Annotated in this window: 8 protein-coding genes; 3 read left to right on the top strand and 5 right to left on the bottom strand. The window is 74.6% G+C overall.

From position 1 onward, the window contains the following. Positions 1-444: 444 nt before the first annotated feature. Positions 445-1,689, bottom strand: coding sequence for a phosphotransferase enzyme family protein (locus HUN58_RS17790; protein WP_180225507.1), 1,245 nt, complete (start codon positions 1,687-1,689; stop codon positions 445-447). Between the two features lie 80 nt (positions 1,690-1,769). On the opposite strand from HUN58_RS17790, the gene HUN58_RS17795 reads away from it, so the two are divergent. Further along, positions 1,770-2,846, top strand: coding sequence for an aromatic acid exporter family protein (locus HUN58_RS17795; RefSeq protein WP_114849203.1), 1,077 nt, complete (start codon positions 1,770-1,772; stop codon positions 2,844-2,846). A 119-nt stretch (positions 2,847-2,965) separates the two neighbouring features. Here the strand turns inward: HUN58_RS17795 and HUN58_RS17800 are convergent, their stop codons facing one another. Continuing rightward, entirely contained in the window at positions 2,966-3,484 is a 519-nt protein-coding gene (locus HUN58_RS17800; RefSeq protein WP_114849078.1) for a hypothetical protein, read from the bottom strand. A 250-nt stretch (positions 3,485-3,734) separates the two neighbouring features. Here HUN58_RS17800 and HUN58_RS17805 point away from each other — a divergent pair, with 250 nt between their 5' ends. Both HUN58_RS17805 and HUN58_RS17810 read left to right on the top strand, forming a co-directional pair. Next, positions 3,735-4,412 carry a response regulator transcription factor gene (locus HUN58_RS17805; protein ID WP_058741664.1) on the top strand — a complete coding sequence of 226 codons (678 nt, stop codon included), beginning with the start codon at positions 3,735-3,737 and terminating at the stop codon, positions 4,410-4,412. Continuing rightward, positions 4,409-5,914: a cell wall metabolism sensor histidine kinase WalK gene (locus tag HUN58_RS17810; RefSeq protein WP_174778597.1), complete on the top strand. Its 1,506-nt coding sequence runs from the start codon at positions 4,409-4,411 to the stop codon at positions 5,912-5,914. The genes HUN58_RS17805 and HUN58_RS17810 overlap by 4 nt, the downstream gene beginning before the upstream one ends. Before the next feature lie 18 nt (positions 5,915-5,932). On the opposite strand, the gene HUN58_RS17815 is transcribed toward HUN58_RS17810, so the two are convergent. The 3 genes from HUN58_RS17815 to HUN58_RS17825 form a co-directional block, all read right to left on the bottom strand. Further along, positions 5,933-9,343: an error-prone DNA polymerase gene (locus tag HUN58_RS17815; protein WP_114849076.1), complete on the bottom strand. Its 3,411-nt coding sequence runs from the start codon at positions 9,341-9,343 to the stop codon at positions 5,933-5,935. 13 nt (positions 9,344-9,356) lie between these two features. Next, entirely contained in the window at positions 9,357-10,985 is a 1,629-nt protein-coding gene (locus HUN58_RS17820) for a DNA polymerase Y family protein (protein WP_141860753.1), read from the bottom strand. 62 nt (positions 10,986-11,047) lie between these two features. Continuing rightward, positions 11,048-11,875 (bottom strand): hypothetical protein, encoded by an 828-nt coding sequence (locus tag HUN58_RS17825; RefSeq protein WP_254631537.1) that lies wholly within the window; start codon positions 11,873-11,875, stop codon positions 11,048-11,050. Positions 11,876-11,998: the final 123 nt, after the last annotated feature.

Raw genomic sequence — 11,998 nt, forward strand, 5'->3', positions numbered from 1 at the left:
GTGGCGGGAAGTCATCGACCGGCGCCTGGCGCGGCTCCGGTCCACGGGCCACCCTGGCCCGCTCGTTCGCCGGTCCCGCCTCGGGACGTCCGGTGGAGTCCCGCGGACCGTTCCGCCGTGACACCACTCGGTGTCGGACACGACGGTCCGCGCCGGGATCCGGCGCCGTCGCACGCACGCGACGCCCTGCTGGGCGGTCACGGATCCGGTCCCCGCGTCGGTCAAGCGACCGACCGCCGCATCCGGAATCGACGCAGCACGCGGGCACGCGGTGCGTGCTCTGGGCAGTTTACTCCCGCACCGCCGACACCGGCGACTCCACGCGACCCGCGCGCGTCGCGTGGGTGACCAGGCGCCGGACGGGAGGCACGTGGCGGCGCCGCCACGTGCCTCCCGTCCGTCGCCGCGTCACCGCGCGACCTCGCCCGGTGGGCCGGCCGCCGGTCAGCCCTGGGGGGCCGACCGCGGACGGACCAGCCCGTCCGACGGCAGCGCGGGAGCCGCCTCGGCGAGCGCCGCACGCGTGGCAGCGAGGAGCTGCTGGGCCGTGGCGATGCCGTTCGCGGAGCCCGTCGTCGCCTGCCCACCGGCGTGCGCGAGGAGCTGCGCACCGATCGCCGGACCGATGCGGTCGGACTCGGCCGGGTTGCGCGCGACCCAGTCGCGGGCGACCGCGTCGGCGAGCCGCTCGGCCGCGGCACCCCGTTCCGCGTCGCCGCGCGACCGGTGCCACAACCCCGTGACGACCAGGTGTGCCACCACGGCGCCGATGTCCCGGACCGGGAACCCCCAGCCGGCGGTGTCGATGTCGAGCAGCCCGGAGATGCGCCAGGGCTCGTCCTCGTCGACGAAGACCTGCTCGAGGTGCAGGTCCCCGTGCACCACCTGCCGGGGCGCGTTGCCCCAGCCGATCGAGCGGCGACCGATGTCGTCGTACAGCGCGTCGATCTCGACCGCGTCCTGCGGCAGCGCGGCGACGAGGGTCCGGCGGTGCCAGTCGGCGTGGTCCATCGCGTCCGCGCGGGCCTGCTGCGTCATCGGCACCGTCGCGATCCGTCCCGTGAGCGCCGCGAGGGACGCGACGAAGCGCGGGTCGTCGGCGATCTCGGTGATGCGGCTGCCGGCGGGCACGCCGCGGATGCGCTCGAGGACGAGGAGCCCGTCGCCGCGGCTCGACAGCACGCGCGGGACCGGGAGCCCGGCCGCCGCGAACTGCTCGTGCGACTCGACGATCGGGGCGACACGGTGCGGGCGGACGATCTTCAGGAAGAGGGTGCGTTCGGGGGCGTCGACGCGGACCACCGCGCGCTTGCCCGGACGGTAGGCGGCGACCGAGAGCGTCGGGTCGGTGACCGGCATGCCGATGCCCGCGAGGAGCTCGGCCACCGCGTCGCGGTAGGTCACCTGCGGCAGGACCGGCAGGCCGGGGTCGTTCGGGTACGCCCAGACGGACACCGGGTCGCCGGTCGCCGGGTCGGTGACGATGGCGCTGTTCTGGTCGTGGGCCCCGCCGGTGTCGACGTAGGTCAGGACGGTCGACCGCTGGCCGGCGCGGTCGACCGTGTCGACCTCGTAGCCGTACAGGTATCCGTTGCCGGACGGCTCGACGGAGTGCGCCCGTGCGGCCACGACCGAGGTCCCGGAGCCGGCGAAGGCCTGCGGGATGACGCGCTCATGGTTGGGCCACACGGGACCAGTCAACCGTGCCGGTGCGGATTCGTCGCGATCGTGCACGGCTCGGCGTGCGGCTCGTGGCTAGCGTGGTCGACGTGAACCCGGTCTCGCGACTCCGCAGCTCCAGCCGGACCCCGTTCCTGCAGGTCGTGAAGACCGCGGTCGCGGTGGTCGCCGCCGTGCTGCTCTGCCGGCTCGTGATCGACGGCCCGTTCCCGACCTTCGCCGCGATCGCCGCGCTGCTCGTCGTGCAGCCGAGCATCAACCAGTCCTTCGTCAAGGGCCTCGAGCGCAGTGCCGGCGTCGTGCTCGGGGTGGTGCTCGCGACGGGGTTCCACCTGTGGCTCGGCGACGCCGTGTGGGTCGTGCTCGTGGTGATCGTGCTCGCGATCCTGCTCAGCTGGGCGCTCCGGCTGACCCCGACGTCCGCGACCCAGGTCGGCATCAGCGGCATGCTCGTGCTCACCGCCGGGGTGGTCACGCCGAACTACTCGGCCGACCGGATCCTCGAGACCGTGATCGGCGCGGTCGTCGCGCTCGTGGTGAACGCGCTCATCGTCCCGCCGGTGCTGCTCGAGCCCGCGCACCTCGCGGTCGCCCGGCTCGCACGCGACACCGCCGCGGCGTTCGAGCGGATCGCGATCGGGCTCACCGAGGGGTGGGACGACGACCGGTGGCACGAGGCACTGCTGCAGGCGCGGGCGCTCCGGCAGCAGCACGCCCGGGCCGAGGCCTCGCTCACCGCCGCCGGCGAGTCGCTCACCATGAACCCCCGGGGCGGACGGCACCGCACGATCCTGCAGCGGGACGTCGCGGTCGCCGAGCACCTGCGGGTCCTCGTGACGCGGGTCACCGGCATGACCCGGGCGATCCGGGACAACACCGCGCCGGGACTCCGCTCCGACCCGGTCGTCGGGAGCATCGCCACCGAGGTCGCCCGGATCGGCGCGGACGTCCGTGCGCTGAGCGCCCGCGTCGAGGCGACCCGGATCGACGCCCCGGACGGCACGGCGGCGCTCGACGAGGGACCGGACCCCGCCGAGGCCGCGGCGCCGGCGCTCACGGCGCCGCTGCGGGTGGTCCGGCCGAACTCACAGCACTGGGTGCTCATCGGCGCACTGCTCGAGGACATCCGGCGCGTCCGCGAGGAGCTGCTCGGCGAGGACGACTGACGCGGGCCCGTGGTGCTGGGCGCTGGTCGGGCCGCTGGTCGGGCCGCTGGTCGGGCGCGGGGCGCGCTCGGGCAGCTGGTCGCGCCGCGTCGTCGGTGATCGGTCCCGGCGCGGGCAGGTCAGGCGTCGGCGCGTTCGGCGTGCGTCGGCTCGTCGACGAGCTTCGTCGCGACGCGGGGCAGGTCCGCCCGGACCGGGCCAGCGTTCGTCGGCTCGTCGCTCGTCGGCTCGACAGCTGTCGGCTCGGCAGGCGTCGGCTCAGCGTCCGTCGGCCCGGCGCGCGTCAGGTCGGCGCTCGTCGGCCCGGAGTTCGCCAGGTCCGTGCTCGTCGGCTCGGCTGCCGTGGCTGCCGCGAGGGCGGCGCGCACGAGGTCGTCGCGCAGCCCCGGTTCCCCCGGCGCCCGGTCGCTCGTCGGCGCGTCCGGCACGAGCCGGCGACGCACCTCCGCCACGACCGCCTCGGGATCGGTCTCCCGGGCCGCGCGGCTCGCGGCGTCCGGGACGCTCGTCAACAGGTCGGCGACGACACGCTCGCGCCCACCGTCCTCCAGCTCGCCGAGCACGTCGAGGCCGTCCCAGGCCGCGTCGAGCTCCGCACGCAGGCGGACGAAGGCCGGGTGGTCCGACTGGTCGTTCATGGTGCCCCCACTCGGACGCTGCGTCGGGTACGCCGCGTCCGGGGGAACCATAGCAACGCGTTGTAGGGGTTTCACCACCCCACTCCGCGGGACAGACCGTTCTGCCCTCGTCCGCGGGCCTCGGGGCGCGCCGCGACCCCCGTTCCCAGGTGCCTCCGGGGCGATCATGTGACGAGATTCAGCGACTCCGGGGCCGGTACCGCCCCGACTGCCCCGTTCGATGCCACGATGGGCCGAGAGGAGGTCGATCATGCGCCTGTTGGTGGTCGAGGACGACGACGAGATGCGCGCGCTCATGGAGCGTGGGCTCGCGGCAGAGGGGTACCGCGTCACGGCGGTCGAGAACGGGGTCGAGGCGCTCATCGCCCTCGGCGAGCAGGGCTTCGACCTCGCGGTCGTGGACGTGATGATGCCGGGCATGTCCGGCTTCGAGCTGGCCCGCCGCATCCGCGAGCGCGAGGACCCGGTGCGGATCCTGCTCGTGACGGCCCGCGACGCCGTGGACGACCGGGTGTTCGGGCTCGACGCCGGCGCCGACGACTACCTGACGAAGCCGTTCGCCTTCGCCGAGCTCACCGCCCGGCTCCGCGCACTCGGCCGCCGTGAGAGCGCGGGTGCACCCCGCACGATCGAGGTCGGGGACGTCTCCATCGACTCCGAGGCCCGCCGGGTCTCGATCAAGGGCCAGCGCGTCGCCGTGAGCCCGACGGAGTTCGCGCTCCTCCGGCTCCTCGCCCGCTCGGTCGGCACCGTGGTCGACCGGCCGAAGATCCTCGAGGAGGTCTGGGACGGCTCGCAGCACGTCGACCCGAACGTCGTCGAGCAGTACATCTCGTACCTCCGCAAGAAGCTGACCTCGCACGAGGCGACGGTCGCCATCTCCACCGTCCGGGGCCGCGGCTACCGGCTCGACCTGCTCGGGGCGTGACCGGGTCGGCACCCGTCTCCGGGGTCGGCCGCGTCGGGCGCGGCCTGCCCCGGCCCCTCCGGGTGCTCTCGCTGCGGGCGCGCATCACGATCGGTTCGACGGCGATCGCCGCCGTGGTGATCCTGCTGCTCGTGCTCGTCATGCGCTTCCAGGTCGTCAGCGTCGTCGCGAGCGCCACGCGGACGCTGCTCGACGCCGACGTCGACCCGTACGTGGCCACCCTCGAGGTCGACAGCGACCCGGACCTGTCGGCCCCCGGCAACCTGCAGCTCGTCGCGGTCGTCGCCCCGTCCGGTGACATCCGGCTGTCGACGATGCCCGAGAGCGTCGAGCGGGCCCTCGGCAGCCTGACCGCACGGCCGGCCGGGGCGTCGCTCGTCGACGTCGCCGGGTCCGAGTACCGCGTCGTCATCGAGCACCCCGTGAACCAGGCCGGGCGGTGGACCGTCGTCGCCGCACGCAACTCGCAGGCCGAGGCCATCGTCGTCGACGACCTCACCACGACCCTGTCGCTCACCGGTCTGGCGATCCTCATCGCCTTCGGCATCGCGTCCTGGGTGCTGGCGACGACGGCGCTCCGCCCCGTGAACCGGATGCGCCGCGAGGCCGAGCGGCTCTCCGTCGCGCCCGAGCGCGCGGAGCTGCCGGTCGGTCCGGCGCAGGACGAGCTGGCCTCGCTCGCGACCACCCTGAACGCGTTCCTCGCGCGCACCCGCCAGGCGACCGAGCGCGAGCGGCAGATGGTGTCCGACGCGAGCCACGAGCTCCGGACGCCCCTCGCGATCCTGACCACGCAGCTCGACCTCGCGTCGCTCGATGCGGACGACGCCACGGCGCTCGCGGCGCACATCGACCGCGCGAAGCGGAGCGTGGCCCGGCTGTCCCGCCTGGCGAACGACCTGCTCACCCTGTCCCGCATCGAGGAGTCCGAGCGCCGCGAACAGGACGGCGGACCGCCACCGCTCGCCGCCTGGACGGACCTCGGTGACGAGGTCATGGCCGCCGTCGACCGCGTGCGGCTCATCGCGTCGACGAAGGACGTCACGGTCGACTTCGAGCTCGAGCCCCCGTCGACGGCCGGCGGCACGGACGAGCCCCGCTACCGACTCGACACCGGGGGCATCGCCCAGCTCGTGACGAACACTGCGAGCAACGCCGTCGCGGCACTCCCCCGCGGCGGCGGCGTGTTCGTCTCGTGGCGCACCGAGGGGACCGAGGGGGTCCTGCAGGTCACCGACGACGGTCCCGGTGTGCCCGAATCGTTCATCCCGGTCGCGTTCGACCGCTTCACGCGTCCGGACGAGGCACGCACCTCGCGCCCCGACCCGGACCCCGCGACCGGCGCGGTCCCGATGCCGGGCGGCTCCGGCCTCGGGCTCGCGATCGTGCGCGCCATCGCGGAACGGGCGGGAGGCACGGCCGCCCTCCGCAACGTCCGTTCCGGTGGGCTCGAGGTCACCATCCGCATCCCCGCCGTCCACGAGCCGGCATCGCGCGGCTGACCTCCGGCCGGGCGCCGGTCACTGGAAGTCGCGCGAGCGCGTCCGGACCGCCAGGGGCAGGTGCTCGATCCGGTCGGCGACCAGGTTCACCACCCCGTCCGGCGACCGCTCGAGGATCCCGCGGACCACGACCGCGGGTGACTCCCGCGCGACCCGGCGGTACCGTCCCCACACGCCGACGCTGCAGATGACGTTCACGAGACCGGTCTCGTCCTCGACGTTCATGAACGTGATGCCGGACGCCGTCGCCGGACGCTGTCGGTGTGTGACGATGCCGCCGACCTCCACCCGGCGCCCGGTCTCCGCCGTCGCGGTGTCCTGCACGCTGAGCACCCCGCGGGCGACGAGCCGGTCCCGGACGTGCCGGACCGGGTGGTCGTCGGTGGTCATGCCCGTCGACCACATGTCGGCGATGAGCACGTCACCGCTCGTCATCTGTCCGAACAGCGGCGGCTGCACCGTGACCTGCGTGCCCGGGAGCTGGTCGGGACGCTCGGCCGCGGCCTGGGCGGCCGACCACATCCCGCTCCGCCGGTCGATCCCCAGGCCGGCGAACGCGTCGGCGGCAGCCAGGGCCTCGAGCTGCGCGGTCGTCAGCCGGACCCGCCGGGCCAGGTCGGACATGTCCGTGAAGGGTCCGTGCGCGGTGCGCTCGGCGACGATCGTCTCGGCGCTCCGCCTGCCGAGCGAGGCGACCTCGGCCAGCCCGAGCCGGACCGCGTACGCGCCGTCGCGACGGTGCCGTGCGGTGTCGTCGGGCGTCGCCGGGTCGAACGGCAGCACGGGCGGCTGCTCCTCCGCCGTGCACGCATCGTCGCCGGTCGCCCCGGAGGCGTCGCCCAGCGCCTCGAGCGTGGCGTCGACCCCGGAGCGCAGCACGTCGGGTCGGAGCACCTGCACACCGTGGCGCCGGGCGTCCGCCACCAGGGTCTGCGGCGAGTAGAACCCCATCGGCTGGGCGCGGAGCAGCGCGGCGAGGAACGCCCCCGGGTAGTGCAGACGCATCCACGCGCTCGCGTACACGATGAGGGCGAAGCTGATCGAGTGGCTCTCGGCGAACCCGAAGTTCGCGAACGCCTGGATCTTGGCGTAGATGGCGTCGGCGTCCTCGCCGTGGATGTCGTTCGCCGCCATCCCGGCGTAGAGCTTCTCGCGCAGTCGCTCGATCTTCTCGAGGCCCCGCTTCGACCCCATCGCACGACGGAGCAGGTCAGCGTCGTCGCCGGAGCACCCGCCGACCGCGATCGCCATCTGCATGAGCTGCTCCTGGAAGAGCGGCACCCCGAGCGTCCGTTCGAGCACGGGTTCGAGCGACGGGTGGATGTAGGTGATGGGCTCCTCGCCGGTCCGTCGACGGATGTACGGGTGCACCGCGCCGCCCTGGATCGGCCCCGGTCGGACGAGGGCGACCTCGATCACCAGGTCGTAGAACCGCCGCGGCAGCAGCCGGGGCAGCGTGCCCATCTGCGCCCGGGACTCGACCTGGAACACCCCGATCGTGTCCGCGCGGCACAGCTGGTCGTAGACGCCCTGCTCTTCCTTCGGGATGGAGTGCATGTCCCACCGCTCCCCGCAGTGCTCGGCCGCCAGGTCGAACGAGTACTGCAGGGCCGCGAGCATGCCGAGGCCGAGCATGTCGAACTTCACGAGCCCCATGAACGCGCAGTCGTCCTTGTCCCACTGCAGGACCGTGCGACCGTCCATCCGGGCGTGCTCGATCGGCACGACCTCGCCCACGGGACGGTCGGTCAGCACCATGCCCCCGGAGTGGATGCCGAGGTGCCGCGGGAACCCGAGGACCTGCTGCGCCATGTCGACGACCGTGTCCGGGATGTCGTGGTCCTGGCTCTCGGTCACCGACCCCCAGCGCTCGACCTGCTTCGACCAGGCGTCCTGCTGCCCGGGGCTGTGCCCGAGGGCCTTCGCCATGTCCCGGACCGCGCCCTTCGGCCGGTAGGTGATCACGTTCGCGACCTGCGCGGCGTTGAACCGGCCGTACTTGTCGTAGACGTACTGGATGACCTCCTCGCGGCGGTCCGAGTCGAAGTCGACGTCGATGTCCGGCTCCTCGTCGCGCATCGCCGACAGGAACCGTTCGAACGGCAACCCGTAGCGGATCGAGTCCACCGCGGTGATCTCGAGCAGGTAGCAGACCGCCGAGTTCGCCGCCGACCCGCGCCCTTGGCACAGGATGCCCCGCTCGCGGGCGAACTGCACCATGTCACGGACGATGAGGAAGTAGCCCGGGAAGTCCTTGTCGGCGATCACGGAGAGCTCGCGTTCGATGCGCTCGCGCTTCACGGGGTCGACGCCGTCCGCGCTGCCCGGGTAGAACCGGCGGGCCCCGCGCCAGGTGAGCTCCCGGAGCCACGTCATCGTGGTGTGCCCCTCGGGGACCTCGACGTCGGGCAGCCCGGGCTTCGCCGTCCGCAGTCGGAAGCCGAGTTCGTCCGCCAGCTCGACGCTCGTCGCGACCGCTCCCGGGTACCGGGCGAAGCGCCTGGCCATCTCGGCGCCGGAGCGCAGGTGCGCGGTCGGGGCAGCCGGCAGCCACCCGTCGATCTCGTCGAGGCTGCGCCGTGCACGCACCGCGGCGAGGGCGGTGGCCACGGGGAACTGGTCGGGGGTGGCGTAGTGCACGTTCCCGGTCGCGACGACCCGCAGGGCGTGCCGCGCTGCGAGCCCGGCCAGGACGTCGTTCCGGGCCGTGTCGAGCGGATCGCCGTGGTCGGTGAGCTCGACGACGACCCCGGCGGTGCCGAACCGGTCGAGCAGCGCCCGGAGGGCTTCGTCCGCGGCGGACTCGCCCCCACGTTCGAGGGCCTGCCGCACCGTCCCCTTGCGGCAGCCGGTGAGGACCCGCCAGTGCCCGTCCGCCTGCGCCGCGAGGTCGTCCAGGTCGTACCGCGGCCGGCCCTTCTCGGCGCCGGCGGCCAGGTGCGCGCGCGTCACGGCTCCGGCGAGCCGGTGGTAGCCGTCCTGACCGTCCGCGAGCAGCAGCAGGTGCGTGCCCTCGGGGTCGGGGACGCCGTTCTGCGGCCCGGTCAGCCCGAGGGACAGCTCGGTGCCGTAGACCGTCGACACGGTCGGGTACGCCTCGGCCACCTCGGCCATCCGGGCGGCACCGTAGAACCCGTCGTGGTCGGTCAGCGCCAGCCCGTGCAGGTGCAGGCGCGCCGCTTCCTCGACCAGGTGCTCCGGTCCGCTCGCACCGTCGAGGAAGCTGAAGGTCGAGTGCGCGTGCAGCTCGGCGTACGGCACGACGGGGTCGCCGTCGTCGGACGGCGGCGGTGGCGGGACGTAGCGGGAGCGCTTCCGCGACCACGCGGGGCTGTCGCCGCCGTCACCGGCGTGGGCCGCGTCCGGGCGCTTGTCGGAGAGCGCGCGCTCGAACTGCGACCACGGGATGGGTGGGTTGCTGTAGCCCATCAGGTACCTTCCGTCACGTCGCGACCGCCTCGGCCCACCAGCGGTGGTCGGCGAGCACCAGGTACCACGCCCGGCCGCCCTCGTCGACGAGCTGCAGACGGTGCAGTCGACGACCGCCCGACTCCCACCAGCGCACGACGAGCGGCCACGGTCCCGCCCACGCCGTCACCGACGCGAAGCCGCCGCCGCGCTCCCCGTCGGCCCGGAACCGCTCCGGGGCTCCGGTCAGCGCCCCGCGGTCGTCCACGTCGACGGTGCCGCCGTCCGCCGTGACGACGTCGACCGGGCGCGGTCGTTCGAGCACGGTCGCCGGTGGCGGTCCCGGGAGCCTGCCGGGCCAGGGACGGTCACGGACGGTCGCCAGGGCACGCTCGCCCCCGGCCGGCGCGTCGCCCCACGGCACGAGCACGACGCGCTCGGCCAGCGTGCGGCCCCCGCCGATCCGCGGTGTGACGACCCCGTCGTGCCCGACGAGCCCCTGCACGCGGGCCAGGGCGTGGTGCACGCGTTCGTCGGGACCGGTCCCCCACAGCCCACGCTCGTGGTTCGCGGCGTCGTCCACCGCGACCGGTTCGAGCACGACCTGCACCACCGGTGCCTCGAGTCCCGAGGGGTCGACCCCGCCGGCGAGCTGCCACCGCACCCGGTCGACCACGTCGGCCGCGTCGAACCAGCGGGGGTGCACCCAGGTCCGCTCGAGCAACAGGTCGCGCTCGTCGACGATGCCGACCCGGATCGTCGTCGCCACGAGCCCCGCGGACCGCAGCCGCGCGGCGAAGTCGTCCGCCGACCGTCGGAACGCGAACGCGACCTGGTCGGCGCGGTCGAGCGGCGGTTCGAACGACGCCTCGACCCGGAGCTCGGGGGGCACCGCGCGCGAGGCGACCTCGCGCGGGTCGCGGCCGCCCGCGAGCCGGTGCAGGAAAGCGCCGGCGACCCCGAACCGGTCACGCACCTGCTCGTCGCCGAGTGTCGCGAACTCCCCGAGCGTCGCGATGCCGAGCCGCCCGAGCACCATCGCCAGGTCGGGGTCGCCGAGCACCCCGAGCGGCAGGTCGGCCAGGAAGTCCGAGGATCCCCCGACGGGCACGATCCGCACGCGTTCGCCGGGGCGCACCGGGCGTGCCCGGGCGGCCTGCTCCGCGGCGAACGGGGTGTCGGCGACCCCGGCACGCACCCCGGGCGCCCCGTGGTCGGCCGCGATGCCCGCGAGCGTCGCGGCCGCCGCACGTTCGCCGCCGTAGTACCGCGCCGGGCCGCGGGAGCGCAGGGCCACCGTGCCTGGTCGCAGGACCTCGACCCCGGGGACGGCCGCCTCGATCGCGCGGATCACCGGTTCGAACGCCCGGTGGTCGAGCGCGTCGTCGTACGGCTGCACCACGAGCTCCGGGCAGCGTGCCTGCGCCTCGCGCACCCGCAGCCCGCGGACCACCCCCTGCTGCCGAGCAGCGGCGGAGCTCGCGAAGACCTGCCCGTGCACCACCAGGGCGAACGGCTGGTCCGGTGGTGTCCCCGCTGCCCGTGCGGCGGCGATCACCGGCCAGTCCGGGCACCACAGCACGACCGTCCGGGTGGGCGGGGGCTCCGGCAGGGCCCCGCCGCGGGCGACGGCGTCGGCCCGGACGGTCGCGGGTCCGGGCACACCGCTCCCCCGCACCGCCACGCGCGGTCCGGTCGTCCGGGTGCGCCCGCCGCCGCGCGGACTCACGAGGCCACCGCCACCGGGCGGAGCACCCGCGTGTCGGACGCCCCGGCCGCCGCCAGCGGATCGGCAGCACGCACCGCGCCGTCCGCCGCCGGCAGGAGCAGGTCGGCGCTGACCGGACGTCCGGCCCCCGCGCGTCCCGAGGCCGTGACGGTGGCCCGACGCTCGGTCAGGTGTCCGTGTCCGTCGCCGATGCCGCTCCACACCGAGTCGGTCACCCGGAGCGTGACGTCCGCGCCCGGCCAGGCCCCCAGCGCGACGAGCGCCCCGCCGCGCTGGCGGAGCCGGGCACCCAGCCGGGAGACGTCACCGGGCACCACGCGCCCGAGCGGCCGGGTGAGGACGACCTGCGCGACGTCGACGAGCGCTGCGGTCACGGTGAGCCACTGGTCACCCGGGTCGGGGACGAGCACGAGGCGTTCGAGGTCGATCCCCATCGCGGCCGCGGCCTCGACCCCGAGGGACGGCACGCCCACCACGGCACACCAGGCCCCCTCGGCCGAGGCCGCCTGCAGCATGGTCATCGCGAGCAGCACCGACTCCTGCACGGCGTAGGAACCGCCGACACGGATCGCACCGCCCGGCAGCAGGGGCTGCAGCGCCGACGCGGTGGGCAGGCCCTGCACGTCGACCCGGGGGGCTTCCATCTCGGCGACCCGGGAGCGCAGCGCGGTGATGCGGTCGAGCGCCGCACGAGCATCCCCGAGGTGGTCGACACGGCTCGGGCGAGCAGCACCGGCGGGCCCGGTCGACTCCCGCCGGCGTTGCCGCGGGGACCCGGGCGACCGGAGTGCCGCCGCCGTCTGCATGCCCTCATATTCGAACATGTGTTCGATAATGTCAACCGGGTCCGACATCCGGTGGACAACCGGATCGAACACCCGTTCGACACGCCGAGTGCACCTGCGCGCACGCACGTACCAGCCCGCGCACACGCGTACGCACCCGCC

The organism is Curtobacterium sp. Csp1 (assembly GCF_013347185.1).